The sequence below is a fragment of the Kitasatospora xanthocidica genome (genome assembly GCF_014656195.1).
Taxonomy (GTDB): Bacteria; Actinomycetota; Actinomycetes; order Streptomycetales; family Streptomycetaceae; genus Kitasatospora; species Kitasatospora xanthocidica.
The window spans coordinates 36,903-62,965 of record NZ_BNBY01000016.1 but is presented as its reverse complement, the minus strand read 5'-3'; the positions used below and the strand labels follow the sequence as shown (position 1 = coordinate 62,965).

Here is a 26,063-nt window from a genome sequence, read left to right as displayed (position 1 = left end):
TTTTCAGCGGGCGGGGAGGTGGCGGCGGGTGTCAGTCCTTGACGGCTCCGGCGGTGACACCGGCGGCGACGTAGCGCTGGGCCAGGACGAGGATCAGGGCGGTGGGGATCGAGGCGACGACGGCGGTGGCCATGATGGCGTTCCACTGCTGGTTGTTGTTGCCGATGTAGTGGTAGATCCCCAGCGTGATCGGCTCGTGGGCGCCGCCGCCGTCCAGGGTGCTGGCGAACACGAAGTCGGACCAGGACCAGAGGAACGCGAACAGCGAGACGGTGACGATCGCGTTGCGGCTCATCGGCAGGACGATCGACCAGAAGGTCCGCAGATGGCCCGCGCCGTCGGTCCTGGCGGCCTGCAGTAGTTCGCCGGGAATGCCGTCCATGAACGCGGTGAAGATCAGCACGGCGAACGGGACGGCGATCGTGGAGTCGGCGATGATCAGGCCCGGCACCGACTGCAGCATCCCGAGCTTGAGGTAGATGGTGTAGAAGCCCATCGCCATGATGATGCCGGGGATCATCTGCGCGACCAGGAGCACGAAACTGAGCGCTCCGCCGCCTCGCGGGCGCAGCTTCGCCAGCGCGTAGCCGGCGGGTGCGGCGATGGCCGCGGTCAGCACGACAGTGCCCAGGGCGATGACCAGGCTGGTGCCCAGGTAAGGGAGTTGCTGGTCGATGACGGCGCGGTAGCCCTCCAGCGTTCCGTGCAACGGGAACCAGTCCGGTGGGGACTTGCGCATGTCCTGGTCGCGGGTGAAGGACACGTTCAGCATCCAGTAGACCGGGAACAGCATCAGCGCGGTGAGGAGGACGCCGATCGCGGTCTTCCACCAGGAGGTGTGTCGTGTGCTCATGACGCCTGCTGCTTTCGCTGGACGCGGATGTACACCATGCCGAAGACCAGGGCGATCAGGACCAGCAGGTTCCCGACGGCAGCGCCGTGTCCGAAGGCCGGCAGCGCGTTGCCGAAACCGAGCCGGTAGGACCAAGTGGCGAGCGTGGTGGAGGAATTGACCGGACCGCCCCTGGTCATGATCCAGATGATGTCGAAGACCTTGAGGGTGTAGACCAGGCCCAGCAGCAGGGTGATCGCCGATACCGGGCGCAGCAGCGGGAAGGTGACGTGGCGAAAGCGCTGCCACGCGTTCGCCCCGTCCAGGGCGGCGGCCTCGTAGAGCGAGGCCGGGATGCTCTGCAGACCGCTGTACAGGACCACCAGGTTGAACGGGATCCCGATCCAGATGTTCGCGATCACCACCGACGCCAGGGACCAGCTCGGGGAGGTGAGCCAGTTGACCGGGCCGATGCCGACCGCGCGCAGGACGGCGTTGACGACGCCGGAATCGCTGTTGAGCATCCACGACCAGGTGGAGGCGGACACGATCAGCGGCAGCAACCAGGGCACCAGGAACAGGGCGCGAAGCGTGGCCGCGAGGCGGAAGTGCTGGGTGAAGAAGACCGCGAGGGCCAGGCCGATCCCGTACTGCAGGAGCAGGCTGGCGGCGGTGAACACCACGGTGTGCGTCAGCGCGGGCATGAACGTGGGGTCGTCCAGGACCGCGCGGTAGTTCGCCGGTCCGGTGAAGGTGGCGTTGCCGTCCACGAACGAGCGCACCGTGTAGTTGCGCAGGCTCAGGTCGATGTTGCGGTAGAGGGGATAGGCGTAGAACACGCCGAGGTAGATCACCACTGGTGTGAGGAATCCCCAGGCGGCCCACTGCTGGGAGCGGGGGCGGGACCTGGTGGGTTCGGCACCGGCGCGTCCGCGGGACGGGACGACGGTGGCCGCCCCGTCCCCGTCGCGCACAGAGCGGTCTTCCGGTATCTGTGCTGTGTCGTTCATCGGCGGGTCCTGTTGTCCTCGCGGCTGGTGGTGCTAGGGCGTGTCTGACGATTCGCGTCGGATCAGCGGGCGGCGTTGGAGTGTGTGCCCTCGGCGGTGCGGCGGACGGGGGTACCTCCCGGCCGGAGACTGGGGAGAGTCCATGCGGTGGGGGTACCTCCCGGCCGGAGACTGGGGGCCATCGGCGACCGACGACAAGCCGGCGAGGTACGTGCTCCGGCGGCGACCGCCCGGCGGGAATTGTCAGACACGCCCTAATGGGCAGCGGCCGACTGCGCTGCGGACAGTGCGGCCTGCGGCGACTTGGAGCCGGTCAGCGCGGCCTGGACCGAGGTCCACAACTGCTCGGAGATCTTGGGGTACTTGGTGCCCAGGTCGTCGCTGGTGCGGCCCTTGGCGGCCTTGACCGCGTCGACCCACGCCTTCAGGTCGGGGTCAGCGGCGGCCTGCTTGTCCTGCACCGTGGGGGTGGGGGCGATGTAGGACAGCGTGGCGTCGGTGGCGTAGGAGTTGTCCGCGCTGGTCAGACAGGACACCAGCTTGTCCGAGACGCTGTAGCGGGCCGTCTTCTTCTGGACCGGGACGGTGACGAACTCGCCACCGGTCGGGGCCGGGGCGGTGCCACCGGTCATGCCGGGGACCGGGATGACCCCGTACTCGAAGCCGGCCTTCTTCGCGTTCGCCAGCTGCCAGGTGCCGTTCTCCGCGAAGGCGAACTCACCGGTGGCGAACTCCTGCCAGCTGGTGGTCTGCGTGTTGTTGATGACCGAGTTGGGGGCCAGGCCCTGCTTGACCCAGTCGGTCCACAGGGACAGCGCGGAAGCGGCCTGGGCGGAGTCCAGGTGCGTGAGCTGCGCACCGGATCCCCAGAACCACGGGAGGAACTGGAAGCTCCCCTCCTCGGTGCCGATCCCGGAGAAGGTGATGCCCTTCTTGCCCGCGGCCTTCACCTTCGTCAGGGCGGCGGTCAGCGATGCCCAGTCCTTGATCGAGGCGACGTCCACGCCGGCGGCGTTCAGGACCGCCTTGTTGTAGTACAGCGCCAGGGTGTTCGCGCCGATCGGAGTGCCGAACGTCTCGCCGCCGCCCTGACCGGCCGCGAGCAGATTGGGCGACACCGCCGAGGTGTCGACCTTGCTCTCCCTGGCCGAGGTCAGCACACCGGCCTCGGCGAGCGTCGAGACCACCGGATTGTCGACGATCAGCACGTCCGGCGAGTTGCCCTGCTGCGCCGCGAGCAGCGCCTTGGTGGTCAGGTCGCTGGTGTCGAAGGCGGTCCGCTTGATCTGCACGCCGGCCTGGCTGCCGCAGGTGTCCAGCAGCTTGGCCCAGGCCGAGCCGACGTCGAACTGCGGGTACGGGTCCCAGACGGTGTAGGTCCCGCCGGCGGAGGCGCTTCCCCCGTCGGCGGCGGACGTCCCGGTCGAGGAGGAGCACGCGGTGCCGGCGGAGGCGAGGACGACGGCAGCGAGCGAGGCGGCGGCGAGCCGCCAACCGGTGGATCTGTTCATGGCACTGAACCCTTCGGTCTTACGGACTTCCGTGTTACGGCCCTATGTCGAATCGATTGCGCGAATCGGTTCGACAGGAACATAGGACTGGCATCTGAGGCCGTCAATAGCCCGGTCGAACTTCATCGCGGAGCGACTGGGGGCTGGGGTGCGTGCCACCCGTGGGCAGCCATGCCGTGCGGCTTGCGGCTCGCGGAGAAGCGCACTACCGTCTACCGAATCGGTTCGACTATCAGCCGCGACATGAGGACAGCGATGAACATCGGGGAGATCGCCAGCCGCGCAGGCGTCTCGCGGAGCACCGTCTCCTACGCGCTCAGCGGCAAGCGCTCGGTCTCGGACGCCACCCGCAAGCGCATCCAGGACGTCATCGACGAGCTCGGCTATCGGCCCAACGCCGCGGCCCGCGCGCTCAAGGAAGGCCGGACCCGGACCATCGGCCTGGTGATCCCTCCCGCCAGCAGGCGGCTGACCCACATGCAGCTCGGCTTCGTGGCCAGCGTGGTCGAAGCCGCAGCCCGTGCCGACCTGGACGTCCTGCTGTCCCCCTCCGGGGGAGACCACGACCGGTCGTTCGAGCGCCTCCTCTCCGGAGGGCGCGTCGACGGGGTGATCCTGATGGAGATCCGCCTGGAGGATTCCCGGGTCCGCAGGCTGCAGAACGCCAAGCTGCCGTTCGTCGGCATCGGGCACACCGCCCGCGCCCACGAGATGTGCTGGATCGATGTCGACTACGCCACCGTGATCAACCAGTGCGTGCACCACCTCGCGGACCTGGGCCACACCCGCATCGCGCTGGTCAACCGCTCGGTCGAACTGATGGCAGCCGGCTACGGGCCGGGGCACCGGGCCCGTGACGGGTTCACCGCGGCCCTCGCCCAGCGCGGCATCCAGGGCATCGACCTGGAGTGCGGGGACGACGCGGCCGCCGGTCTGGTATGCGCCACCCGACTCCTGCGCGAGCACCCCGACGTCACCGCGATCGCGACCATCAACGAGGCCGCGCTACCCGGAATCCAGCGCGGCCTGGAGGAGGCCGGCCTCAACGTGCCCGGGGATTTCTCCATCACCGGCGTCGTCGGCCGCACCTGGGCCGAGGAGTTCCGCCCCCCACTGACCGCCGCGGACGTACCGGCCCAGGACATCGGCACCCAGGCCATGGACCTGCTGCTCGAACGCATCGCCGACCCCACGACCCCCTTCCGCAACATCCTGCTGGCCCCGCCGGTCTCCCTGCGCGGCAGCACCGGCCCCGTGCGCGCCACCTAGGGCGTGTCTGACAATTCCCGCCGGGCGCGCGACGCCGGGGCACGCACCTCGCCGCGTTGTCGTCGGTCGCCGATGCTCCGCATGGACTCCCTCCTCCGCCTTGCGATGCACGCACCCCAACGCCGCGCGCTGATCCGACGCGAATTGTCAGACACGCCCTAGCCCGGACGAGGCACCGCGGCGTACGCCCTCCGAGCGGTTCCGCTTCTCCTTGCCGGATCCGAACGCAGTGGGTCATGGCCCTCCGGTAACAGCGCCCTTTCCCGCACAGCCACCGAGGTCGTGGTCGTCCAGGTGGGTCGGCACCCCGGGGGCGCACCCGCGCCCGGTGGCGGGAGCTGCCCGCCGCGCAGCTCCCGGCTCGGTGGGCGGGGAGTGTCCGGTGAGCTCAGCTGCTGTCGGTGGTGAGGGGGATACGCAGGCTGACCCGGTAGCCGCCTTCAGTCGTCGGGCCGGACTCGAGGGTGCCGTGCAGGATCTCGGCGCGTTCACGCAGGCCGATCAGGCCCTGCTGGGAACTGGGCAGGGCGAGGGAGGGGCGGGCGGGCGCGCTGTTGGTGACGGTGACCCCGACGCCGGTCCCGTCCTGCCGGAGTTCGACGGTCGCGGTGGCACCGGGGGCGTGCTTGCGGGCGTTGGTCAGCGCTTCCTGGACCGTCCGGTACACGGCCCGCTGGGCGGAGGCGCCGAGGTCGGGCGGCAGATCTCCGGTCAGGCGGGTCTCGATGCCGCTGGAGTCCACGAGCCGGTGCAGGTCGGCCAGGGTGGGCTGGGGGGTCAGTTCGGTGTCGCGGCCTCCGGAGGCGCGCAGCAGCCTGACCATGGTGCGCAGCTCGTCCAGCGTGGTGACGCTCAGGGAGCGGATGGTGCGGGCGGCGTCCTTGGCGTCCTCGTCCCGGGTGGACATCTGGAGTGCCCCGGCGCGCACGGCGATCAGGCTGACCTGGTGGGAGACCACGTCGTGCATCTCGCGGGCCAGTTGGGCGCGTTCGCGGGCGAGTACGGTCTGGGCGTGCAGGATCCGCTCGTGCTCCCTGACCGCCTCGGTCTCGGCCATCTGCCGCTCCAGGTCCCTGCGGGTCTGGAGGAGTTGTCCGAACAGCACGGCGGCGGCCGCGGTGGCGAGACTGTACACGAACGTGACCAGGGTGAAGGTCCGGCTGACCTCGAACGGGCCGCCAAGGGACCACGGGACGATGCTGGCCAGCGCGGTACCGAGGGCGCAGAACGCGAGCAGCCGGCGGTTACGGGAGCGTTCGGCGAGGGTGAACAGCGCCACGATCGGTGCGAGGGCGATGTCGTCCTGGGTGAAGGCGATCGGCAGGGTGAGCAGCAGCACGCCGAGGGGGAACCTGCGCCGCAGTGCCAGCGCGGCGCAGGCGAGCGCGGCCACCGCCCAGTCGAGGGGCGCCGGATCCTCGGTGAGGTTCAGCCAGCTGTCGATGCCCGCCGCCGCGACCAGGGCGCCGTCCACGACGGGAGCGGGCACCCGTGCCCACAGCGCGCGGGCCCGGCCCGTCGCGTCCACCTGCGGCCGCTCCTCGGTCGGCCCCGTCCGACTGACCAGCGCCTCCTGGTCCGTCACCGCCTCCTTGCCCATGTGTGCCGCCTCGCCTTCGCTCTGATCCGTTCCTGCCGCCACGGCCCCGGCTCGTGGTCGACGGACCCGAGGTGACCGACGTGGGTCGTCGACCGGGTGTGGCCGGGCTGAGTCGGTCCGCAACCCGCTCCGGCAGGTGTTCCGTCGGAGCCGACCCTAAGGCTTCGGCGTCGTCGCAGCGGAGGCCGGACGGCAGCTCCGGCCACCCGGCGGGGTGATCTCATCCGGTCGGCAGGGGAATCCGCCCCCGTCGAAGGTGTTCCGCCGGTCGGCGGGGGTGTGCCCGGCTGTCGGCGGAGTGACCGGGAGCGGATCGCCCGCTGGAATGGGCGTGGTCACCCCCGACACGAACCGGCGTCCCGCCGCACCTTCGCCCGTCCTGGACCGTGTCCGGCATGTACTGAAGGCCGACGGACACTCCCCTTCGCCCAGCGGGGCAGTGGGGGTGTCACCCCTGTTCCCGTTCGAAAGCGGAAGTTCCCTTGTTGATCCCTGTCCTGATCGTGATCACCGCGGTGGTGGCCGGCTGGTCGCTCGTCGCCGGGCGGCTGGAGCGCCGGCACGTACGGGCACCGCTGGTGCTGGTGCTCGCGGGTGTGGTCACCGGCCTGTTCACGCACAGCGAGATCGCCGCCGCGATGAACTCCGAGGTCGCCCAGCGTGTGGCGGAGATCATCCTGGCCGTGCTCCTCTTCGTCGACGCCACCGAGCTGCGGGGCGGACGGCTGTTCGGCCGGGACCCGGGCTCGGCGGCCCGGGTCCTGCTGGTGGCGCTGCCGCTGAGTCTCGGCGCGACGGTCCTGCTCGGCGGGCTGCTGCTGTCGGATCTGCCGGTCGCGGTGCTGCTGCTGATCGCCTGCGTCGTCATCCCGACCGACTTCGCCCCGGCCGAGATCCTGGTCCGCGACCGGCGGATCCCCGCGCGAGTGCGCAGCGTGCTCAACGTGGAGAGCGGTTACAACGACGGCATCGTGTCGCCGCTCTTCCTGTTCGCGCTGGTGCTGGCCGGGTCGACGGCCGAGAAGCGCACGCCGCTGGGGGCGCTGGGCACGACCGTGCCGTTCGCGGTCAAGGCGCTGGTGCTCGGCGCGCTGGTGGGCGCGGTGCTCGCCTGGCTGATGAACCTCGCCCAGCGCGCGCACTGGATGACCGACCAGTCCCGCCGGATCCTGGTGCTGATCGTCCCGCTGCTGGCCTACACCTCGACCACCGCGGCGCACGGCAACGGCTTCGTCGCCTCGTTCGTGGCCGGTGTCGCCTTCCGGTACGTGAGGCGGGCCCCGGAGCGCCACGGCGCCGCAGTGCCGGTCGGCTCGGACTTCCAGCTGCTCGAGGACACCAGCGCCATGATGACCATGGTCATGTGGTTCTTCTTCGGCAACGCGGTGGTGCTCACGTTCGTCGTCGGCGTCGACTGGCCGGTGCTGGTGCTGTGCGCGGCCGCGCTCACCGTACTGCGGATCGTGCCGGTCCTGCTGTCCTTGCTCGGCTCCCGGTTCAGCCGGGCCGAGCGGCTGATGGTCGGCGCACTCGGTCCGCGCGGCACCACCTCGATCGTGTTCGGGCTGCTCGCCTTCAATGCCCTCCCGGACGGGCCGGCGGCCAACAGCGCACTCGACGCCATGGTCGTCGTCGTCCTCGGCAGCATCCTGCTGCACGGCGGTGGTTCGCTGGCCATCGCCCGCGCGCTGCGCGGCAAGGCCCGGCCCCGTCCGGAGAAGGCGGTGGATGCCAGGAGCGCAGAAGAGGTCGGTGATGTCCGGGACGTCCGGGGAGACGAGGCTCCTCGCTCCTCGGCCGCCCCACGGCGCGAGTGAGCCTCGATACCCCACGTCACAGGCGCCGCGGCGTATCACCCATCCCGTTCGGGACGTCGGCCAGCAGGCCCGCGCGCTGGGCGAGCAGCGCGGCCTGCACCCGCCCACCGACCCTGAGCTTGGTGAGGATCGCGCTGACGTGGTCCTTCACCGTGCCGGTCCCCAGGTGGAGGCGTACGCCGATGTCGGCGTTCGACAGCCCCTCGGCGAGCAGCACCAGCACCTCCCGCTCCCGGTCGGTGAGCCGGTCGGCCCGTGCGGCTTCCTCGTCCACCACGGCAGGGCCGCTGCCGGGGTGGCCGCGCAGCAGGCTCTCGGACGCCTTCGGCGACAGGACGACCCCGCCCGCCGCGAGGGTGCGTACCTGCGGGGCGAGGTGCTCGGGCTCGGTGTCCTTGAGCAGGAAGCCGGCCGCCCCCGAGTTCAGCGCGGCCAGGATGTACTCGTCCGTGTCGAAGGTGGTGAGCATCGCCACCACCGGAGGCGAGGGCAGCGCGACCAGTTCCCGCAGCACGCTGAGCCCGTCCACATCCGGCATGCGGATGTCGAGCAGGACGACGTCCGGCCGGTGTTCCCGGACGGTGGCGACGGCTCGTCCGCCGACGGCGGTGGCCACCACCTCGATGTCGTCCGCCGCGTTGAGGATCATGCCGAACCCCGACCTGATCAGCGCTTCGTCGTCCACCACCACTACCCGGATCACACGTCCTCCGTCGTTCACGAGCCGTCCCGTACCGACCCATGATCCCGTGCCCGCCCACACCGGCGCACAGGGGCCACGGGCACGGCCGGGTGTGCCACCCGGCGGGGGCGGTTCAGCCAGGGGGCGGGGGTGGTCCGGACGGTCACCGGATGGGCCGGGGCCCCGGCGGGCCTCCACGCTGGACCGGTACGCCGTCGATCGAGAGGAATCCTGTGAACACCGCATCCGACCCGTCGAACGCGGACATCGCGCCGCTGTCCGCACGGGCGACGTTCAAGGCGCTGTACGGGTACGTCCGGCCGCACCGGTGGACCGTCGCACTCGGCCTGCTGTGCGCACTGGTCGGCTCGGCCGGCGGGCTGCTGCAGCCGCTGGCCACCAAGGCGCTGGTGGACCGGCTCTCCTCCGGCCAGGCCATCACCGCGATCGTGCTGTCCCTCACCGCGCTCGTACTGCTCGGCACGGTGTTCGAGGCACTCAGCGGATACGTGCTGGAGCGCACCGCCGAGTCCGTCGTGCTGGCCGCCCGCCGAAGCCTGATCGGACGGCTGCTGCGCCTGCGGATCTCGGAGGTGGACCGGATCCCGCCGGGCGACCTGATGTCCCGCGTCACCTCGGACACCACGCTGCTGCGCGCCGTCACCACCCGGGAGCTGGTCTCCGGCGCCACCGGCGTGGTCACCCTGGTGGCGGCCGTCGCGCTGATGGCCGTCCTGGACCCGGTCCTGCTGGGCGTGACGCTCGGCGTCGTGGCCGTGGTCGGCGGGGCCGTCGCCCTGGTGATGCCGAAGATCTCCGAGGCCACCGAACGCTCACAGGAGGCGGTCGGCGAGATCTCCACCGAACTGGAACGCGCCTTCGGTGCCTACCGCACCGTGAAGGCGTCCGGCGCCGAGGAACGGGAGACCGCCCGGGTGACGGCCGCCGCCCAACGGGCCTGGCATCACGGCGTGCGCGGCGCCAAGTGGGAAGCACTCGCGAAGTCCGCGGACGTCCTCGCCGTCGAGCTGGCGTTCCTGGCGGTGCTCGCGGTCGGCGGGGCCCGGGTCGCGTCCGGGGCGATCCCGGTGTCCACGCTGATCGCCTTCCTGCTGTACGTCTTCTACCTGATCGAACCGGTGTCCCGGCTGGTCGACGCCGCCTCCCAGTACCAGGAGGGTGCGGCCGCGATCTCCCGGATCACCCGGGCACAGCGGCTCGCCACCGAAGACCGGGAACTGCGCCGGCTCACCCTGCCCGCCCCTTCCCGCCCGGACGCAGGCCCGGCGTCGGTCCGCTTCGACCGCGTGTCCTTCCGCTACCGTCCAGACCTGCCCGAAATCCATCACGAGATGACCTTCGACGTGCCGGCCGGCGGGATGACCGCCTTCGTCGGCCCGTCCGGCGCGGGCAAGTCCACGGTCTTCGCCCTGCTCGAACGCTTCCACGACGCGACCGGCGGACGCGTGCTGGTCGACGGCGAAGACGTCCGCGACTGGTCCCTGCCCCGGCTGCGCTCCACCATCGGCTACGTCGAGCAGGACGCCCCGGTCCTGGCCGGCACACTCCGCGAGAACCTGCTCTTCGCCGCACCCGACGCCTCCGACCAGGAGCTGGCCGACGTCCTGACCCGTACCAGGCTCGACGCTCTCGTTGCCCGTCTGCCCGACGGCCTGGACACCCTGGTCGGGCACCGCGGCTCCAGGCTCTCCGGCGGCGAGCGCCAGCGCGTCGCCATCGCCCGCGCCCTGCTGCGCAAGCCCCGCCTGCTGCTCCTCGATGAGGCGACCTCACAACTCGACGCCGTCAACGAGCTCGCGGTGCGGGACATCGTGGCGCAGGCGGCCCGGGAGACCACCGTCCTGGTCGTGGCCCACCGCCTGTCCACGGTCACCGGCGCCGACCGGATCGTGGTGATGGACGCGGGCCGGGTCCGGGCCGTCGGCACCCACGCGGAACTCGTCGAACAGGACGAGCTCTACGCCGAACTGGCCAGCACCCAACTGCTGACCCCGGCTCGCTGACCTCACGCGCCGTACACGCGGCCGCGCGATGCCGAAGCAGGCACCGCGCGGTCCGGCGCCGGGCACGGGGCGGACGTCCGTAGAGGTCCAGGGGATGCCGCTCCGGCAGTGTGGGGATTGTGCGTAGCCGGGCTGTCGGATTCCCATCAGAAATGGGCGAATATTCCATGAGAGGCCAGCGCCGAGCGTCACAACGCCCACACCCCCGAGGCGGTGCTGCCGATCCCCGCGCCGGCCGGTCCGGCCTGCCCGGGTACGCGGGATGGACGCGACGCGACGCCGCACTGCGCTGAGCCGCTCGGCCGGGAGCAGGCCCTTCTCCAGTCACGCGGGGGCGAGCAGGGCTGACGGGTCCAGTGCCGTCACGGACGGACGCCGCCGACGGGCCGACTGCCACCGGTCACCGTCTCCGCCGCGAACAGGGTGAGCAGTCGCGGCTCACCGCTGCCGCCTACGGCGTGCCGATGGCAGTGTCAGACCGGGGTCGGCTCGGGGCGCTTGGGGGCGAGGTGGTCACCGGAGGTCTCGCCGCGCAGGCGGCGGCCGACCCAGGGCGCCAGGTACGTGCGAGCCCAGTGGAAGTCCTCCCGGTAGTGCGCCGCGGTGGAGCGGGGCGGCTCGGCGGGCCAGGGGGCTTGCGGGTCCTGCGCCGTGTGGAGTCCCAGGGTGCGGGCGGCGAGCAGGGCCACTCGCTGGTGGCCCTCGGCTCCCGCCGACGATCACCACGGTGGTGGCGATCAGCAGCCACCAGTGGAAGGCCGGCGCGGCGTGGTGGCCGCCCTGCGGTCCGGAGGCCACGGCGAGCAGGACCAGGGCCGCACCGCCACCAGGTTGAGCAGTGCGACCAGCCGCAGGTACCAGACCGTCGAGGCGGCGGCGCGCTGCCGCAGCCTGCCGGTGGGGCGGGCGGTTCGGGAGAGTGGGTTCGGATACACGATCCCACTCTGTCGGCGGGCGGTTGCGGATCCCATCCGGCGGGGAGCCGGGGGTACCCCGCCGGATGGCCGCCGCTTCTCCGCTGGTCGGCGGGAGCAGCGGCAGCTGTTCCCGGCGGCCGCCCGGGTGGCTGGTTCCTGAGACCGGCCTCCCGTGGGCCTGGCGCCGCCGGGCGATGCTGCGGCAGGCGTTCGGCGGGGACGGCCCGGCCGATCGGCGGGGGTGGCACGGAAACCCGCCGGATGGTCCACACCGGCCGCGGACGGCGAGATTGGCGCCATGACACCCCTGGATCCCACGCGGACGTCGCCACCGTCGAACGCCTCTGCCGGGCCCGACCCCGCTCCGTCGGCGAAGCCCGCGTCCACCGGTCGGCTGGTGGGCGTGGACCTCGCCCGCGCGCTGGCCGTGTTCGGCATGTACGCCGTGCACATCGGTCCGCAGGCGGCCTCCGTGGGCGGTGTCGGCGGCTGGCTGCTGCAGCTGTCGGAAGGGCGCGCGTCAGTGCTCTTCGCGACGCTCGCCGGGTTCTCGCTGATGCTGATCGCCGGGCGCCGCGAACCGAAGACGGGACTGGCGGGCCGTCAGGCGAAGGTCCGCATCGCGATCCGTGCCGGAGTCCTGATCGCGATGGGTACGGCGCTCGCGGCGGCCGGCGCCGGATCCGTGGTGATCCTCGCCTTCTACGGCGTGTACTTCCTGCTCGCCCTGCCCCTGCTCCGGCTGCCGGCCAGGACGCTCGCGATCATCGCGGCCGTCCTCGCCGTGGTCACCCCGCTCCTGCAGTACGGGCTGAAGGCGCTGGTCACCGGCTCCTTCGAGGCGGCCGTCAACGCCTACGACCCGCTCAAGCAGCTCAGCGACGTCGGCGTCCTGGACCTCCTGCTCACCGGCTTCTACCCGACCGTCACCTGGATGACGTACGTGGTCACCGGCATGGCATTGGGCCGCCTCGACCTGTCCGCCGTCACCGTGCAGCGACGGCTCACCGCACTCGGCGCCGCGCTCATCGCCTTCGGATACGGCGTGCCCCTCCTGCTGGCCCGCTTCTCCGACCGACTCCACGACCTCGCACAGCAGCCGTCGGGCCGGGCCGCCGGTGGCTCCGGCAGCTCGTCGGCCCTCGACTCCGCATCCGAGATGGGCAAGGCGGCCCTGAAGTCCGGTGGCGACGCCGGAGCGGCCGACAGTGCCGATGCCTGGATGCTGTTGCTCGCCCAGCCGCACAGCGGGTCGACGTTCGACATGGCCGGCAGCCTGGGAGTCGCGATCACCGTGCTGGTCGGCGCGACGGTCGCGATGACCGGCCTGCCGTGGCTCCGGCGGCTGCTGACCCCGGTCATCGCCGTCGGCACGATGTCACTGACGGCGTACGTCGGGCACTTCGTGGCCTCCATGGCACTGAGCGTGCCGCTCGGCGACACCGCCGCCTCCACCACGCCACTGCTGTGCTTCATCGCCGGCGCCGTCCTGTTCGCCGCGGTCTGGTCCCGCTTCTTCCGCCGCGGACCCCTGGAGTACCTCGTCAACCTCGCCACCAAGCCCGCCAAGCTCGTCAGGTGACCGCCGACCGAACGGTTCCGAGGAGTGGCTGCGCAGCCCGTGCGCGGTGTGTCCGCCCGCAGCCACTCCAGCGGGCGGCGCGCTCGCCCGCCCGTCGGGCACCGCAGGACAGGCCGAGGCGTCACGCAAGGAGCACCGCCGGGAAGCAACGGCGCAGCTGCGGCCGGCATGACGACGGCCGCAGCACGGTGACGGCAGGCCGCCGCCGTCCACGGGCAGGCCCGGGAACCGGAAGATCCTCCGGCGTCCGGGCCCGCACCCCGATTCGCCGGCCTCGGGGAGGACGCCGGCCGTCCGTTCGTCCGGCTCCGCCACCCGCGGGGCCGGACGTCAGCGCGCCTGCCGTGTCATCACTTCACCAACGTGTTCGCCAGGACGACGACCAGGCCAAGCAGTGCATCACCGACACCGATGAACAGCGCCGACAGCCAGGTACGCCCACCGGTCCAGGCCGCGCAACAGGCCCCCTCCAGGAGCATGCCGGGAGGCGTCTCAGCGATATGTGCCTTGTTGATTAATCGCGTCGGTCGCCGGTGCACGGTGGCGCTCGCTAGGCTGGCGGCATGGCCCTGCGCAACGCGATCATGTCGACCCTCCTGGAGGGCGAGGCGTCCGGTTACGACCTGACGAAGGCGTTCGACGCGTCGGCGGCGAACTTCTGGATGGCCACACCGCAGCAGCTCTACCGGGAGCTGGACCGGATGAAGGCCGAGGGTCTGGTCAGCGCCCGGGTCGTCGAGCAGGAGCGGCGGCCGAACAAGCGGCTGTTCTCGCTCACCGAGGCGGGCCGCGCCGCGCTGCGGTCGTTCACGGCCTCGCCGCCACGGCCGTCCGCGATCCGGGACGAGCTGCTCGTCCAGGTGCAGGCCGTGGACGCGGGCGACCCGGACGCCGTGCGCGCGGCGCTGCTCGAACGGCTGGTGTGGGCGCAGGCCAAGGTGGCCCGCTACGAGCGCCTGCGGGCCCGGCTGCTGGACGGGCGTTTCGAGGACGAGTACCTCGCCACGGCCGAACGTATCGGGCCGTATCTGACGCTGATGCGCGGACTGTCGTTCGAGCGCGAGAACCAGCGCTGGTGCGAGCGGGCACTCGCCGTTCTGGACCGGCGGGCCGCCGCGCCGGCCCCCGTGCGGGGGCCGGCGCAGGGGCCGGTCTGACGGTCTTTGCGGGCGGCCGCTCAGTACGCCGGGCGGGGAGCCCCGACGGGCCGCAGATCCGGGCGCTTCGCGACCCTTCCGTCGCCGGAGGAGCGCCCGCGCAGGCGGCGCGTCAGCCACGGTCCGAGGAAGGTGCCGATCCAGGCGGCCTCCTGGGCGGCTCGCCGACGGAGCCCCGCTGCCGGGAGCGGTGGCAGCGGCTCGGCCCACCCGCTGTCGCTGCCGGGCAGCGCGAGCGCTTCGGCCGCCGCGGCGGCGATCCCGGCGTGGCCGAGCGGGCTCGCGTGCAGCCGGTCCGCGCTCCACATGCGCGGATCGGTCGTCACCTCGTGCGGGAAGAAGTCGACGACCGCGACGCCGCGGTGGTCGGCCGTGGCCCGGATGCGCGCGTTGAGGTCCAGGAGCCGGGGTCGCAGCCCGCGGGCCAGCGGCGCGATCCGGCCGATGTCGGGGAAGGTGAAGGTGAGCACCCGCGCCCCGGTGGCCGTGAAGGCGGCGAACATCGCGTCCAGCTCCGCCACCACCTCGCCCGCGTCGAAGCCCGGCCGCATCAGGTCGTTCATCCCGGCGACCACGGTGACCAGGTCCGGTCGCAGCGCGAGGGCGGGGGCGAGCTGTTCGGCCCGCACCTGGCCGGCGAGTCGGCCGCGCACGGCGAGGTTGGCGTAGAGCAGGCCGGGTTCGTCCCCGGCGATCGTCTCGGCCAACCGGTCCGCCCAGCCGCGCCATCCGGCCGCCTCGTCACCGTCACCCAGGCCCTCGGTCTGGCTGTCGCCGACCGCGACGTAGCGGCGGAAACCCGTGGTCACGGTCATGCCTCGGACGCGCCCAGCGCCTCGGCGGTGATCCGCTCGAACTGCGCGCCCATCGCGGCGGCGAGCGCCTGCGCGCCGGAGAGGGGCCGGACCATCACCGTCAACTCGTCGATCAGGCCGTCCTCGTCGACGTGGAGGAAGTCGCAGCCGTGCACCTCGCGGCCGTCGACGGTGGCCTTGAAGACGAAAGCGTGGTCGCGGCCGCCGCCGTCGTTGATCTCGCGGACGTACTGGAAGTCCTCGAGGACCCGTGCGGCACCGCGCAGGATCGCGGCGGTCATGGCCTTGCCCGGGTAGGGCTTGAAGACGACGGGGCTGGTGAAGACGACGTCCTCTGCCAGAAGGGCCTCGATGGCGTCGTGGTCGCCGGCCTCGACGGCTGCGCGGAAGGGGTGCACGGCAGGCTCCATAGTCAACAAATTGAATAGCTGCTGTGCGCGAGCCTAGTCGCGCGATCCGGGCGATGTCGAGCGTCGGAACGGGTGTCGAGGCTGACCTTCCATCACAGACAGCGGAGCCAGGGCCTGCAGACCGGTCCAAGCGGGCAGACCCACCCAGTGCCGAAGGTCAAACCTGGCTCCAGGTCGGATCGGGGTGAGCACCGTGTCGTGCGCTGCGGGTGTGTTTCGCCCCCCCTTTGCCCAGTGCGACCTCGCAGCTGCCGAGTGGGCGGTCATGAGACGGAAGTTGCTTGCGTGAAGGGAGAGTCCAACGGCGTCCAGTGAGGCTGAGTTCGAGCGTGGGCGGGTCCACCGGCGCTGTGGATGCCGGCGCGCGGATCGACGTCCGATCGGGGCACGCCGCCCGCGGCCGGCGGCGGATGCACTGCACGGGAGCTGGGCGTACGCGGTGGACATGCCGACGAACGGCGAGGGACGCAGCACCCGGCGGCGCAGCGGTTACGGGTCACGGGAGGATGCCGTGAACGCACTGCAGTGCGTGCCGAACGCGGAGGCGACGGGCGTGCTCGAGGACCGCAAGCTCACGATCGGTGCGTTCCTGCTGGAGTGGGTGGCGTTGCAGGAGTGGACGCTCGAGCCGTCCACTGCGGCCTCCTACGCCAAATGCGTCCGCCAGGAGCTTCTTCCGGTGTTCGGCCGGTGCTCCATTGCGGTCGTCACGGCTGTTTCCCTTTCGCGGCAGCCGGACGGTCGTCGTGTTGCGGCGGTGCCGGGGCGGGCAGGGGGACGGGCCCGACCGCCGGGTGCCAGGTGTAGGAATCGGGGTCGAAGCGGCTCAGCCGGCGAATCAGCCGCCCGGTGGACCACGGCCAGGCGAAGGTGTTCCGCCCGCCGGGGCTGAAGTAGTAGCTGGTGCAGCCGCCGGAGTTGTACACGGTGGTCCGCAACGCCTCCTGCACCGCGGTGTTGTGCGCGGCCTGTGCGGCCGCCCGGACCTCCAGGGCGCGGTGGCCGCCGTGGTCGAGGTGGGCCAGGGCGGCGGTGAGGTACGTCAGTTGGGCTTCCAGAACGGTGATCGCGGAGGTGGAGCCACCGAGCAGATTGGGCCCCAGCAGGAGGAAGAGGTTGGGGAAGCCGCTGACGGTGGTGCCCAGGTACGCCTGCGGTCCGCCGTCCCAGGCTTCGTGCAGTGTCAGGCCGTTCGTGCCGTGCAGGCTCCGGGCCAGCGGCAGCTCACCCATGCGAAAGCCCGTGGCCGTGACGAGGACGTCGGCCTGGACCACGGTGCCGTCGGCGCCGACGACCTCGTTCCCGTGTACCGCTGTCACGGCGGTGGGATGCAGGCGGACATGTGGCTGGGCCAGGGCACGGTAGAAGGTGCTGGAGGTCAGGAGGCGCTTGCAGCCCAACCGGTAGTCCGGCGTGAGCACCTGGCGCAGCCGCCGGTCGCGGACCGCGATCCGCAGGTGCGCGCGGGCTCCCGCCTCGATCAGGCGGGCGAGTGGCGGGTGGCGGAAGGCGAGGCCGAAGCCCTCCTGCAGCGCGTACTGCCCGGCGCGCAAGGCGCCGCGGGCACCGGGCACGTGGTCCAGGAACCGGTTGAACGGCGCGGGTACCGGCAGGTCGGGTTTGGGGAGCACCCAGTGGGCCGTCCGTTGGAAGACGTGGACGGTCGCCGCGCGGGCCGCGACGGCGGGGACGAGCTGGACGGCGGAGGCGCCGCTGCCCACCACGGCGACCCGACGCCCGGTCAGGTCGACGGTCCGGTCCCAGCGTGCGGTGTGGAGCACGGGCCCGGTGAACTCCTCGGTCCCGGGGACGTCGAGGTGGCGCGGGAGGTGCCACGGGCCGGTGGCCAGGACCAGTACCGCGGCACTGTAGGGCCCGTCGCCGGTCTCCAGCAGCCAGCGCCCGGCCGCCGGATCCCACCGGGCTCCCCGCACGTCCACTCCGCACCGCAGTACGTCGCCGAGCCCGTACCGTTCGGCCGTCGTCCGCAGATAGCCGTGGATCTCCTGCTGCCCGGCGAAGAGCCTGCTCCAGGCGGTGTCCGGGGTGAACGAGTAGCTATAGAGCGTCGAGGGCACGTCACAGGCGCAGCCCGGGTAGGTGTTCTCCCGCCACGTGCCGCCGAGTTGCGGCGCCTTCTCCAGAAGGAGCACGTCTCGCACCCCGGCCTGCCGCAGCCGGATGGCGGCGCCGATACCGGAGAGCCCTGCTCCGACGACCACGACGTGCGCGTCCTTGCCACCGGGTCGGGTGGCCTGTGCGGGAATCACGGCGCTGCTCCGGTCAGGCCGACGGCGGGCCTCGTGCATGGTGTCTTCTCTCCCGTTGCTTCCGGTGCGCGGCACCGTCAGCGTCCCGGACCGAGCAGCCGAATGCTCTCGAAACCCCGCGGCATCACTCTTCCGTGGCACAGGGTGCTCCCGGTGCTGACCTGCACCACCCAGGCAACGGGGCCGGTTCCCGCGCTTCAGGCCGGTCAGCGGGTCAGCGGGTCAGCGGGTCAGTATGTGGCCGTCGTGGGGGCGGTGGTCGCGGGAGCGGCGCAGGTCGGTGGTGACGTAGGTGCGTTGCAGCCAGCGGTCCGCTCCGTCGTAGCGGGGCTGGAAGGCGGTGCGGCCGTGGACGGTGACCCGGTTGTCGATGACGACCAGGTCGCCGGGTGCCAGGCGTAGGGTGCGGGCGGTCTCCTCGCAGGCGCGGCCGAATTCGGTCAGCGCCGCGGCGGCCCGCGGGGTCAGCGGGGTCGTGACGAGTTGGGCCATGCGGATGTCGGGGTCCTCGGCTGCTCCCGACAGCACCGGTCGGGGCTCGGCAGCGGGCTCGCCCGTGGCGGTGCCGGGGCCGAAGGAGGGTGGTGGTGTGGTGATGAACTCGGGTGCGAACAGGGCCTGTCGGCCGGCCGGGGTGAGGAGCGGCAGTGCTCGGCGGAGGCCGGCGACGCGCATGCCGGCGACCCGGTCGTGGTCGGCGCGCAGGCACAGGAAGACCACGTAGTCGGGTGGATGGGGGTGGAAGCCGTTCTCGGTGTGGAAGGAGAGCGGCACCGATCCGGCGTTGCCGTGGAAGGTCTCCTGCCCGGGCACGGGCACGACGTCCTGCACGAGGGCGCCGGATTTCTCGGCCAGGTAGGCGAGCGGTTCGCCGAGCCCGCAGGCCACCATGGTGAGAACCGCGGCCGGGACGGTGGCCTGGCGCTGGACCGAGCCGGGCACGGCCGGTGTCGCGGGCAGGCCTGCCTGATCGACGGGCAGGCCGCCGATCACGATGGTGCCGTGCGGGCCGGAGTGCCTTCGGAACCGGCGCACCGCACGGCGCAGTCGTGGCGGGAGGTCCTCCCAGGCGTCCCTGGCCCGTGCCACCCACTCGGGACTGTCGACCTGGTCGTGCCCTCCGGTGCACAGGGTGCGGGCCAGCCGCTCGCACGCGTCGGCATCGGCCTGGCCCAGGTCCCAGTCGGCGGCGGCGACAGTGCTTCGGTGGGTGTCGGGCGTCGTCTCGGGCATCAGGTCTCCTGCCGGGGGTGTGGGCGGCGGGCGCGCGGACTCAGGAGTGGCGCAGGCCTGCCACGGCGTCGGCGACGTAGTGGTCCCCGAACCGGGTCAGGGGGGCGTACTGGGCCGCGCGGCGGTGGCGCATGAGCCGCAGTTCGGCGACGGCGTTGTCGGGGCCCTCGGTCCGCTGAGCGATGGAACGCCGCAGATGGACCATCGAGTACGCGAGGGTGACGTGCCGTTCGGCGTCCACGATGTCCGCCTCCAGGAGAGCACCCCTCGCCTCGGCCAACTCCGGGGCACGGGCCGCCAGTTGCTCGTAGGAGTCGGGCACCACCGACAGCAGGTCCTTCATCTCCGCCCGGAACAGCCGGTATCCGCGGTGCTGGCGCCCGCTCAACGGGACGTCCGTCGACGGAGGCGTCATGGTGTGACGGATCGCCGCCATGTAGTAGTCGGCCGGGATCGTACTGGCGTGGGTCATGGCCGCCGGGAAGCCGCGCACGTACACCGTCGCGTCCGCCAGCCGCAGCAGCGCGGCATCGTCGTCGCCGTGCCGCAGATGGCGGGCGGCGTCGGCCACGGCGACCGCGGCGCAGACGTTGAACAGGACGTGGACCTGGTGCCCGACGAGCCACCGGGCACTCCACACGCTCTCCGACGACGACCCCGCGCCGGCCTCGGGGACGGTCACCGGCGGGACGGCGTCGGCGCTTGGTGCCGCGCCGGTGAGGTCGAGCACCGACTGCCGCAGCCCGGCCACCTCCAGGGCCAGGTCGGCACCCGACAGCGGAGCATCGCACAGGTCTTCCAGACCGCGGTGGATGACCAGGGCGCCGTGCAGGGCGGCCTGTTGATCCGAGAGCTCCACCTCACGGACCCGGAAGTACGACTGACTGGTCGACTCCGCCGGCACGTCCTCACCGGCCACCGCCGGGGCCAGCGCCGACAGCGCGGCCACCAGCTCGCCGGCAGCCGCTGCGGCCTGCCGCAGCCCGCCGGTCCGCTCGACAGGTCCGGCGTGGCTCGCCACCCCGGCCAGCACACCCGCGGTCCGCTTCGCCTCACCGTCGACCCGCGGACCCAGCACCGGGACGGGCCGCCCGCCTCGGGGCTCACGGAAGACAGCGACAGCAGGATGACCGGCAACCGGCGATAAGCCCATGGTTGAAGTATTTCGCCAGGAACACGCCGTACCAAACCCCGGCCTGCCGGACGATTCCCCGTGCGGTGCACCGGAGTTGGCCGACGAGGTCAGCGGTGACCGGCCCGGCACGCCCAGCACGCCCTGCGGGCTCCGGCCGACAGGGCCGTCAGCGCCGCAAGACCCCCTGTACATATGACTATTCACCCTTGCGGGTACCGTTTCTATACACACTATGTCAGATGCCGCTCATTCGTGCTGCCATAGCTCTGCCAGATCCCGGGCACGCATCGCACCTTCGCGGGAAGGCAGGAAGATGGGCAGATCCACGTTCGCGGGCACGGCGATGGCCGTCGCACTGACGGCTTCGGCGTTGCTCGCCGCCGCAGGGAGCCCGGCCCACGCCGAGGCGGGGCAGGACACCATCAACATGTACAAGCAGGAGAAGACCCAGTGGTGCTGGGTCGCCTCCGGACTGACGATCGCCAAGTTCCAGGGCTACGGCAGTACGCAGACGGACTTCTGCAACCGCGCCCAGCCCTACTACGGCTGCAACAACCAGCCCGCCACGCTGGACGACATGGCCAGGGGCTGGAACAGCCTCGGCATGACCCACCCCGGCTCGGGCCTGACCAGCGCGGCCACGTTCAACCAGGTCTACACCGACGTCAAAGCCGCCCGGCCCGTCGCCGCCCGCATCGGGTGGACCTCCGGCGGTGGCCACATGAACGTCGTCTACGGCTTCGACACGTCGAACAACACCATCGCCGTCGCCGACCCGTGGCCGGACACCGCCACCTACACGTGGTGGAACTACAACGACTACGTCAGCAACAGCTCGTTCAGGTGGACCCACTCCCGGATCGGCATCTCCCGTTAAGGCAGGCGGCATGCGCGAAACAAGCACGTCCCGCACGAGGGCGGCCTCCCGCCTCTCCCGACTCACCACCGGCCTGGTGCTGAGCGCCTCCGCACTCCTGGCCGTCGCGGGCCCCGCCCGTGCGGCCGCGCCCATGGACCCGCTCCCGGCGGACATCCCGGACTACCAGGCCGCCCTCGACCTGGTGAGGTCGGCCGATGTCCGCGCCACCGTCTGCCGCTTCCTCAGCGTTCCGCTGCCGGCGGGCGACGGGGCCGGGACGCCGCAGCCCATCCCCGACAAGGCCGACCCGTGCGAGGGCATCCCGGCGTTCACCGTGAACGACCCGCTGGCCCTGAACGAGATCACCCCCGGCTTCGTCGCGGGAACGTCCCTGCCGATCGCCGCCGAGGCGGTCAAGCTGAGCCGTCTGGTCTCCACGCTGAACGCCCCGGTCAACGGACGGAACGCCACCGTCATGCTCGCCCCCACTGACGGCGGCGGCTGGCACCTGGCGGCCGTGCGCGACGGCGACAGCGACGCCACGTACGCGGGCAAGGCCACGGTGGGCACCCTGGTGTTCACCGAGCCGCAGATCCGCGGCTGGTACCGGCTGAGACTCACCACGGTCGAACCGCTCAACGACCAGGCACGGCAAGGCCTGAACGGCCAGTCGTCGGTCTCGCTGAGTGGCTACCAGAAGCTGGTCAAGGCCCGCTACGCCGACAAGCTGCCCGGGTCGGGATACGACACCACGGGCATGTCCAGCGGCTACGGCACCGCGAGCAGGACGGGGGACGCCCCCTCGTCGGCACCCGTGCTCATCGGCGGTGCGGGCGCGGCCCTGGCGCTCGCGGGCGGCGCCTTCGCCCTCCGCCGCCGGCGCGACACCAACGCCTGAGCCCGGCCCCCTTCGCCCTGTCCCCCGCCTGCGGCCGGGGTCAGGGCGAAACCGTGTCCCACGGCCCGCGGGCCCGCGACTCGTCCGCCTCCCCGGTCGGTCCCGAGCTCACCGTCGGGGCGACGCCGCCCGGAGGGCCGCGGACGTCGGCCGTGCGCTGCACGGGATCGCCCGCGGACCGGGAGACAGTCGGCCCGCGCCGAGCCCGAGGCCGTCCTGCGGTTCTGGTTCGACCGCGGCGCCGCCGCCCTGCTCACCCTCGCCCTGCCCGGATCCGTCCACCTCTACCAGGGCGAGGAGCTCGGACTCCCGGAGGTCGAGGACCTGCCGCTCGGCCGGCCCCGCGACCCCTGTTCCGTCCGCACGTGCAACGTGTCCGGCCGCTGATTTCGCCTTACGCCATGGCTGCCGTAGAGTCGCCGTACCGACGCGGGGTGGAGCAGCTCGGTAGCTCGCTGGGCTCATAACCCAGAGGTCGCAGGTTCAAATCCTGTCCCCGCTACCACGAAGGCCCGGGGCCGGAACGCAGTGCGTTCCGGCCCCGGGCCTTGTTCGTGGGGCTAGGCCCTCTCTTTCGGATCTTGCCGGGCGCACGACGCCGGGCATCCCGCCTGGACGCACCGGCGAATCATCCAAGTACGACCCAGTACGAGGACGATCCGCCGGCACGCCCAGCCGGGCGCCCAACGCCGTGCGCTGATCCGACAAGATCCGAAAGAGAGGGCCTAGTCGACGGTGATGTCGAGGTGGCGGGCGGAGTCGGCCGACGCATCCTCGACGGCCGCCAGGTCGCCGCCCTCGCCTCCGCCACCACCGTGTGACGTCCCCGCTGCCCTCGACGCGGCCGACCCCGACAGTCCCGCCGCCCGAAACATCGCCGCCCGGCTGACCAGCCGAACGAGTGAATCGCGAGACGGCTACGCGCTGCGCGACCTCCTCGCCCACGAGGGCGCCCGACGCCGCCTCGACCAGGTCCGGGGCGCAGCACTCGAACGGGCTCTCGCCGCCTGCGCACTGGGCTCCGCCACCCTGCCGGACGCCCTGCGCAGCCACCTGGAGGAGCCGTCGGGGTGCGCGCGAGGATGCTCGAAAAGTCCCCGTTCGCCCCGGGCTCGCCCGGAGGAAATCCGCTTGAACGGCGCATTCGAACAGCACCATCATCGGTCGCCTCCACTGCCAAGCAGCCAATCAACTCGACGCCCTGAAAACGTACTTGCTGCGATGGATGCCGATGCCGGGCTCCGCGCGCTCGAACACCACCCCGTGTCCGGAGGTCTTCATGGCAAGCCCCACCGGCCCGCCGCCTCACAATTTCCCGCCGAGCGGCAGGCCCCCCTCGACGAGCTACTCGACCTGAAGGTCCCGCCCCACCTGCGCCACTACCTGCCGATGCTCGCCGAGGCAGTCCGCCTGCCGTCCGGGCAGCGAACCGCGAGCTGACCAGGACCATCGATCAGGATCCCTCCTCGGCTACGCCCGCACCGCGCTCGACCTGCTGCGCCACCCGAGCGCCATTGCGTGAACACCCCCTCCCCCACTAACTGTTGGAGTTCCCATGCAGTCCCTGCGTCAGGCCGTGTGCGCCATCGTCCACGACGAGAAGGCGGGCAAGGTCGCCTGCATCCACTACGCCAACGACTCCTGGTCCGAGATCCCCGCCTGGACCATCCCCGGCGGCAAGGTCGAGGAGGGCGAGCGGCTCGACGAGGCCGCCGCCCGCGAACTGCGCGAGGAGACGGGCCTGGTCGTCGCCCCCGAGGAACTGCGGCTGGTCCACACCGTCCAAGTCAAGGCCGGCTGGGACGACAAGGGCCCGTTCCTGCTCTCGGTGTTCGCCGCGACGTCCTGGCACGGCGAGCTGACGAACACCGAGCCGGACAAGCACCTCGCCGTCGTCTGGGTGGCGACCGGGGCGCTGCCCACCCCGATGTTCCCCACCTCGCACACCGCCCTCACCGCCTACCTCACCGGCGACGCGCGGGGCTTCTCCACCCACGGCTGGGAGAGCGCCGCGGATCCGCGTGCCCTGGTCGGGGCCTGAGGTGCCCGGCCGCCACCGCCGCCCGCCCGCCGGCGAGCAGGCGGTCCTGCCCGCGGACGTCGACCTGCGGCTGCGCGCCATCACCCAGGGCCGCACCGTCATCGAGGAAGGCGTCGCCACGCTGCCCGGCGGACGACACCTGTACGCGTACCGCACGCTCTACCGGCCCGACGGGAGCGTGGACCGGCTGCTGGAGCGCCTGGCTCCCGGCCCGTCGCAGCCGCCCGGCCTCCCTCCCGCCGACTGACCCGCCCTCCCGCCGGGACCCACTTCTGGCACCACATGCCGTGCGGCTACGGTGTCCAGGACACCGACACCCCGATACCCCTGAACTCGCTGCTCGCTCGGACCGCCTCGCCTCCGACCTCGGCCGCCGGATCCGGCCGGGGGTCCGCGCCACCGCCACCATCGCCGGCGTCCGGCACCGGTCCCCGGATACACCTTCGAGCCCGTCCATCAGCTGTTCCTCGGCCAGTCCTGACCACAGCGGCGAGCCGCACCGCCCCGCGCGGCACGGCCCGCCGCACCGACGTGACGGAGAAGCGATCGTGGAGAAGTTCGTTCCGAAGTTCCAGGGCGCGCCGTGGCCCGACGGTGCCCGCGTCCTGCACGTCTACGCCGTTCCGGACCTGCGGGCCGATCTGCCCCTGGCCCGGCTGGTCGACGAGTGCCGCGGCGCCATGAGCCCGTACCCGATCACCCCGCTCGGCGACGGCACGCTGCACTGCACCATCGAGATGGTCGCCGACACCACCGCCGACAAGATCACCCCGGAGGAGCGCGACGACCTCGTCGCCGCCCTGCGCACGCACCTGGCCTTCACCGGCCCGCTGGAGGTCACGGCCGGGTCCCCGATCGCCAACCGGGCCGGGGCGTTCCTGGACCTTTCGCCCGACGGGCGGCTGGTCGACCTGCGCGAGCGGGTACGCGACGCGATCCGCGAGGTCCGCGGGCCCGGCGCGCTGCTCCACGACGGCGGCCGGCACCACATCTCGCTCGGCTATGCCTGGGCCGAGGCGTCCTCCGACGCGCTGCAGACGGCCCTGCGGGGGATCTCGCCCAGCCACGTCCCCGTCCGCTTCAGCGCGCTCCAGCTGCTCGACGTGACGTTCCGGCAGTTCCCGCGTCCGGGTGGCGATCTGGCCTGGGAGCTGTCCTGGGAGCCGGTCGCGGCCATCCCCCTCGCTGGTGGCTCCGACGACGCTCAGCCGTCGCGGCAAGCTCGCTGACATCCGCGCTCGCCGTTTCGCCCGGGGCACGCACGCGCCGGGCGGGACGACCCGTCCACCGGGCTTCACGTGTCCCCAGGAGGAAACGCATGTCCGACCCCATCATCCCCACCCCGGACCTCACCCCCGCCGGCCCGGCCGCCGTCGACTGGCCGGGTCTTCTCCGGCAGGGAACCGGGCCGATCCAGGCCGAGTTCCGCCGGCTCGTCGAGCGGACCACGCACTACCACGGCTACAGCCCCGATCTCGTCTGGGGAAACCTGCAGACCCGCGCCTACGCCGAGGAGGTCCTGCGGCTGGTCGTCGACCTGCACGGCATCCCGCGGGACATCGAGGCCGGCGCCGCCGAGCGCGTCGCCCGTGCCCAGTACTTCGGCGCCGCCGGGCGCAGCTTCCACGTCCTGCTCGGTGAGCAGGCGCTGCTCACCGGCATCGGTGGCCCCGAGGTCATGCGCGCCCAGCTCGAACACCTTCTGGAGACCCTGACGTTGCCCGGCCTCACCCTCGGCATCATCCCCGCCCGCGCCCGGCTGACCGTCTATCCCGGCGACGGATTCGGGATCTTCGACGGCGCCCGCGTCGAGGTCGAGGGCTACCGAGGAGGCGAGACGATCACCGGCGACCGTGTCCAGGTCTTCCACCGCGCCTTCGACCGGCTCCACGAGTCCGCCGTGTACGGCGACGACGCCCGGGACCTCATCACCAGGGCCCTGCGCACCTCCTGACCTCCGACCCCCGCCTCCACAGTCGCCGGACACATGTTGGCCCCCTG

Annotated in this window: 24 protein-coding genes and 1 tRNA gene; 13 read left to right on the top strand and 12 right to left on the bottom strand. The window is 72.0% G+C overall.

Annotation, left to right across the window (positions count from 1 at the left end):
• Positions 1 to 31: 31 nt before the first annotated feature.
• From IE332_RS25355 to IE332_RS25345, 3 genes are all read right to left on the bottom strand, one after another.
• On the bottom strand, positions 32 to 853 hold the full coding sequence (locus IE332_RS25355; RefSeq protein WP_189920555.1) for a carbohydrate ABC transporter permease: 822 nt from the start codon (positions 851 to 853) through the stop codon (positions 32 to 34).
• A complete protein-coding gene (locus IE332_RS25350; RefSeq protein WP_189920553.1) occupies positions 850 to 1,842 on the bottom strand; it encodes a carbohydrate ABC transporter permease in 993 nt (330 codons plus the stop codon). The genes IE332_RS25355 and IE332_RS25350 overlap by 4 nt, the downstream gene beginning before the upstream one ends.
• A gap of 254 nt (positions 1,843 to 2,096) precedes the next feature.
• Positions 2,097 to 3,353, bottom strand: coding sequence for a sugar ABC transporter substrate-binding protein (locus IE332_RS25345; RefSeq protein ID WP_189920551.1), 1,257 nt, complete (start codon positions 3,351 to 3,353; stop codon positions 2,097 to 2,099).
• Positions 3,354 to 3,608: 255 nt separating this feature from the next.
• Here IE332_RS25345 and IE332_RS25340 point away from each other — a divergent pair, with 255 nt between their 5' ends.
• The gene (locus IE332_RS25340; protein ID WP_189920748.1) at positions 3,609 to 4,622 is read left to right on the top strand and encodes a LacI family DNA-binding transcriptional regulator; all 1,014 of its coding nucleotides are present in this window, start codon (positions 3,609 to 3,611) and stop codon (positions 4,620 to 4,622) included.
• A 388-nt stretch (positions 4,623 to 5,010) separates the two neighbouring features.
• On the opposite strand, the gene IE332_RS25335 is transcribed toward IE332_RS25340, so the two are convergent.
• Positions 5,011 to 6,111: a sensor histidine kinase gene (locus IE332_RS25335; protein WP_229928907.1), complete on the bottom strand. Its 1,101-nt coding sequence runs from the start codon at positions 6,109 to 6,111 to the stop codon at positions 5,011 to 5,013.
• Positions 6,112 to 6,704: 593 nt separating this feature from the next.
• On the opposite strand from IE332_RS25335, the gene IE332_RS25330 reads away from it, so the two are divergent.
• Entirely contained in the window at positions 6,705 to 8,039 is a 1,335-nt protein-coding gene (locus IE332_RS25330; RefSeq protein ID WP_229928897.1) for a cation:proton antiporter, read from the top strand.
• A gap of 16 nt (positions 8,040 to 8,055) precedes the next feature.
• Here IE332_RS25330 and IE332_RS25325 read toward each other — a convergent pair whose 3' ends face one another.
• Complete coding sequence (locus IE332_RS25325; protein WP_189920548.1) at positions 8,056 to 8,742, bottom strand: response regulator; 687 nt, start codon at positions 8,740 to 8,742, stop codon at positions 8,056 to 8,058.
• 212 nt (positions 8,743 to 8,954) lie between these two features.
• Between IE332_RS25325 and IE332_RS25320 the strand changes: the two genes are divergently transcribed.
• Positions 8,955 to 10,745 carry an ABC transporter ATP-binding protein gene (locus tag IE332_RS25320; protein WP_229928896.1) on the top strand — a complete coding sequence of 597 codons (1,791 nt, stop codon included), beginning with the start codon at positions 8,955 to 8,957 and terminating at the stop codon, positions 10,743 to 10,745.
• Between the two features lie 473 nt (positions 10,746 to 11,218).
• Here the strand turns inward: IE332_RS25320 and IE332_RS25315 are convergent, their stop codons facing one another.
• Positions 11,219 to 11,434: a hypothetical protein gene (locus tag IE332_RS25315; protein WP_189920544.1), complete on the bottom strand. Its 216-nt coding sequence runs from the start codon at positions 11,432 to 11,434 to the stop codon at positions 11,219 to 11,221.
• A gap of 48 nt (positions 11,435 to 11,482) precedes the next feature.
• Positions 11,483 to 11,680 (bottom strand): hypothetical protein, encoded by a 198-nt coding sequence (locus tag IE332_RS25310; RefSeq protein WP_189920542.1) that lies wholly within the window; start codon positions 11,678 to 11,680, stop codon positions 11,483 to 11,485.
• Positions 11,681 to 11,960: 280 nt separating this feature from the next.
• Here IE332_RS25310 and IE332_RS25305 point away from each other — a divergent pair, with 280 nt between their 5' ends.
• Positions 11,961 to 13,244: a heparan-alpha-glucosaminide N-acetyltransferase domain-containing protein gene (locus IE332_RS25305; protein ID WP_189920540.1), complete on the top strand. Its 1,284-nt coding sequence runs from the start codon at positions 11,961 to 11,963 to the stop codon at positions 13,242 to 13,244.
• Between the two features lie 563 nt (positions 13,245 to 13,807).
• Positions 13,808 to 14,401: a PadR family transcriptional regulator gene (locus tag IE332_RS25300; RefSeq protein WP_189920537.1), complete on the top strand. Its 594-nt coding sequence runs from the start codon at positions 13,808 to 13,810 to the stop codon at positions 14,399 to 14,401.
• A 20-nt stretch (positions 14,402 to 14,421) separates the two neighbouring features.
• Here IE332_RS25300 and IE332_RS25295 read toward each other — a convergent pair whose 3' ends face one another.
• The 5 genes from IE332_RS25295 to IE332_RS25275 form a co-directional block, all read right to left on the bottom strand.
• Positions 14,422 to 15,216: an SGNH/GDSL hydrolase family protein gene (locus IE332_RS25295; protein ID WP_189920535.1), complete on the bottom strand. Its 795-nt coding sequence runs from the start codon at positions 15,214 to 15,216 to the stop codon at positions 14,422 to 14,424.
• Complete coding sequence (locus tag IE332_RS25290; protein ID WP_189920533.1) at positions 15,213 to 15,614, bottom strand: nuclear transport factor 2 family protein; 402 nt, start codon at positions 15,612 to 15,614, stop codon at positions 15,213 to 15,215. The genes IE332_RS25295 and IE332_RS25290 overlap by 4 nt, the downstream gene beginning before the upstream one ends.
• Before the next feature lie 719 nt (positions 15,615 to 16,333).
• Complete coding sequence (locus IE332_RS25285) at positions 16,334 to 17,896, bottom strand: flavin-containing monooxygenase (RefSeq protein WP_229928895.1); 1,563 nt, start codon at positions 17,894 to 17,896, stop codon at positions 16,334 to 16,336.
• Between the two features lie 222 nt (positions 17,897 to 18,118).
• On the bottom strand, positions 18,119 to 19,129 hold the full coding sequence (locus IE332_RS25280) for a clavaminate synthase family protein (RefSeq protein WP_189920529.1): 1,011 nt from the start codon (positions 19,127 to 19,129) through the stop codon (positions 18,119 to 18,121).
• Between the two features lie 40 nt (positions 19,130 to 19,169).
• Positions 19,170 to 20,282: a 3-methyl-L-tyrosine peroxygenase-related protein gene (locus IE332_RS25275; RefSeq protein WP_189920522.1), complete on the bottom strand. Its 1,113-nt coding sequence runs from the start codon at positions 20,280 to 20,282 to the stop codon at positions 19,170 to 19,172.
• 295 nt (positions 20,283 to 20,577) lie between these two features.
• On the opposite strand from IE332_RS25275, the gene IE332_RS25270 reads away from it, so the two are divergent.
• The 8 genes from IE332_RS25270 to IE332_RS25235 all read left to right on the top strand — a co-directional run bounded on the left by IE332_RS25270 (position 20,578) and on the right by IE332_RS25235 (position 26,016).
• Positions 20,578 to 21,141 (top strand): C39 family peptidase, encoded by a 564-nt coding sequence (locus IE332_RS25270; protein WP_189920520.1) that lies wholly within the window; start codon positions 20,578 to 20,580, stop codon positions 21,139 to 21,141.
• A 10-nt stretch (positions 21,142 to 21,151) separates the two neighbouring features.
• Positions 21,152 to 22,021, top strand: coding sequence for an LPXTG cell wall anchor domain-containing protein (locus tag IE332_RS25265; RefSeq protein ID WP_189920518.1), 870 nt, complete (start codon positions 21,152 to 21,154; stop codon positions 22,019 to 22,021).
• 428 nt (positions 22,022 to 22,449) lie between these two features.
• A tRNA-Met gene (locus IE332_RS25260) sits at positions 22,450 to 22,526 on the top strand.
• A 626-nt stretch (positions 22,527 to 23,152) separates the two neighbouring features.
• On the top strand, positions 23,153 to 23,461 hold the full coding sequence (locus IE332_RS25255; RefSeq protein WP_189920516.1) for a hypothetical protein: 309 nt from the start codon (positions 23,153 to 23,155) through the stop codon (positions 23,459 to 23,461).
• Between the two features lie 115 nt (positions 23,462 to 23,576).
• A complete protein-coding gene (locus IE332_RS25250) occupies positions 23,577 to 24,062 on the top strand; it encodes an NUDIX domain-containing protein (protein WP_189920514.1) in 486 nt (161 codons plus the stop codon).
• 1 nt (position 24,063) lies between these two features.
• Complete coding sequence (locus tag IE332_RS25245) at positions 24,064 to 24,309, top strand: hypothetical protein (protein WP_189920512.1); 246 nt, start codon at positions 24,064 to 24,066, stop codon at positions 24,307 to 24,309.
• A gap of 301 nt (positions 24,310 to 24,610) precedes the next feature.
• Positions 24,611 to 25,291, top strand: a complete 681-nt coding sequence (locus tag IE332_RS25240; protein ID WP_189920510.1) for a hypothetical protein — start codon at positions 24,611 to 24,613, stop codon at positions 25,289 to 25,291.
• Between the two features lie 89 nt (positions 25,292 to 25,380).
• A complete protein-coding gene (locus IE332_RS25235; RefSeq protein WP_189920508.1) occupies positions 25,381 to 26,016 on the top strand; it encodes a DUF5753 domain-containing protein in 636 nt (211 codons plus the stop codon).
• Positions 26,017 to 26,063: the final 47 nt, after the last annotated feature.

Excerpts from the sequence above, each read along its gene's own strand:
- IE332_RS25355 (WP_189920555.1), bottom strand. The coding sequence starts at position 853 with ATGAGCACACGACACACCTCCTGGTGGAAGACCGCGATCGGCGTCCTC.
- IE332_RS25350 (WP_189920553.1), bottom strand. The coding sequence starts at position 1,842 with ATGAACGACACAGCACAGATACCGGAAGACCGCTCTGTGCGCGACGGG.
- IE332_RS25345 (WP_189920551.1), bottom strand. The coding sequence starts at position 3,353 with ATGAACAGATCCACCGGTTGGCGGCTCGCCGCCGCCTCGCTCGCTGCC.
- IE332_RS25340 (WP_189920748.1), top strand. The coding sequence starts at position 3,609 with ATGAACATCGGGGAGATCGCCAGCCGCGCAGGCGTCTCGCGGAGCACC.
- IE332_RS25305 (WP_189920540.1), top strand. The coding sequence starts at position 11,961 with ATGACACCCCTGGATCCCACGCGGACGTCGCCACCGTCGAACGCCTCT.
- IE332_RS25300 (WP_189920537.1), top strand. The coding sequence starts at position 13,808 with ATGGCCCTGCGCAACGCGATCATGTCGACCCTCCTGGAGGGCGAGGCG.
- IE332_RS25295 (WP_189920535.1), bottom strand. The coding sequence starts at position 15,216 with ATGACCGTGACCACGGGTTTCCGCCGCTACGTCGCGGTCGGCGACAGC.
- IE332_RS25280 (WP_189920529.1), bottom strand. The coding sequence starts at position 19,129 with ATGCCCGAGACGACGCCCGACACCCACCGAAGCACTGTCGCCGCCGCC.
- IE332_RS25275 (WP_189920522.1), bottom strand. The coding sequence starts at position 20,282 with ATGGGCTTATCGCCGGTTGCCGGTCATCCTGCTGTCGCTGTCTTCCGT.
- IE332_RS25270 (WP_189920520.1), top strand. The coding sequence starts at position 20,578 with ATGGGCAGATCCACGTTCGCGGGCACGGCGATGGCCGTCGCACTGACG.
- IE332_RS25265 (WP_189920518.1), top strand. The coding sequence starts at position 21,152 with ATGCGCGAAACAAGCACGTCCCGCACGAGGGCGGCCTCCCGCCTCTCC.
- IE332_RS25250 (WP_189920514.1), top strand. The coding sequence starts at position 23,577 with ATGCAGTCCCTGCGTCAGGCCGTGTGCGCCATCGTCCACGACGAGAAG.
- IE332_RS25235 (WP_189920508.1), top strand. The coding sequence starts at position 25,381 with ATGTCCGACCCCATCATCCCCACCCCGGACCTCACCCCCGCCGGCCCG.